Origin of the sequence: Meiothermus cerbereus, assembly GCF_051297115.1 — a bacterium.
GTDB classification, from domain to species: Bacteria; Deinococcota; Deinococci; order Deinococcales; family Thermaceae; genus Meiothermus; species Meiothermus cerbereus_A.
Genome location: NZ_JBEVAL010000157.1, coordinates 1 through 869, shown reverse-complemented (window position 1 = coordinate 869; position 869 = coordinate 1). Strand labels below are relative to the sequence as shown.

Here is an 869-nt window from a genome sequence, read left to right as displayed (position 1 = left end):
TAGAGCCTGCTAACTAGCTGTTCGTAAAAGCTCCACAGTTTTCGCTGTCATCAGAATCGAAAAAGCCAACCAGTGCCAACCTCGCAAGGTCTCAGCCAGCCGCTCATAGTCTCGCGCCAGCCTGCGAAACCGGGATGTCCAGGCAAACGAACGTTCCACCACCCAACGCTTCGGCAGCAGCACGAATCCTCGTTTGGCCCCTTCCACCTTGACCACACACAGGGCGATGCCTTCCGCCTCTGCCGCTTGTGCCGCTTCCTCCCCAGTGTAACCCTGATCCACAAAGGCCACTTCCACCTGCTCCCCCGTCACTTCCTGCACCTGTTGACTGAGGGCTCCCACCTGGGCCCGTTCCTGTTCACTGGCCGCCGTTACTACCAGGGCCAGCAGATGCCCCAGGGTATCTACCGCCAGGTGAACTTTGCTTCCCTTGCGTCGTTTGTACCCATCGTATCCGGCCCGCTCCCCACTTTGCGGGGTGGACTGTAGGGTGCGAGCATCGTAGATGGCAGCGCTGGGATGGGCGGCTTTGCCCTGGAGCATTCGCAGGGTCATGCGCAGGTCGTGTACCAGGTCTTCGAAGACCCCCCGGTTCATCCAGCGGTAGGCTTGCGCCTGAACGATATGGGGGGGTGGGAAGTCGTGGGGCAGGTAGTCCCACTGAGCACCGGTTCGAACCATCCAGCGCAGGGCGTTGAACACTTCGCGCAGGTCGTACTTGCGCTGGGGTGCTTCCAGCGGGGCGAGGGTCAAATAGGGCAGCACCAGAGCCCATTCCTCATCACGGACGTCCGATGGGTAAGCACGGCGGTTCATGCTCTAAACATAACTGCAGTGCCTGATTTGGGTAAGGTGGTTTGTAGATTCTA

General features: G+C 59.7%; 1 protein-coding gene. It reads right to left on the bottom strand.

Annotation, left to right across the window (positions count from 1 at the left end):
- Window positions 1-9: 9 nt before the first annotated feature.
- Window positions 10-816, bottom strand: a complete 807-nt coding sequence (locus tag ABWU19_RS14920; protein WP_119342530.1) for an IS5 family transposase — start codon at window positions 814-816, stop codon at window positions 10-12.
- Between the last annotated feature and the right edge of the window lie 53 nt (window positions 817-869).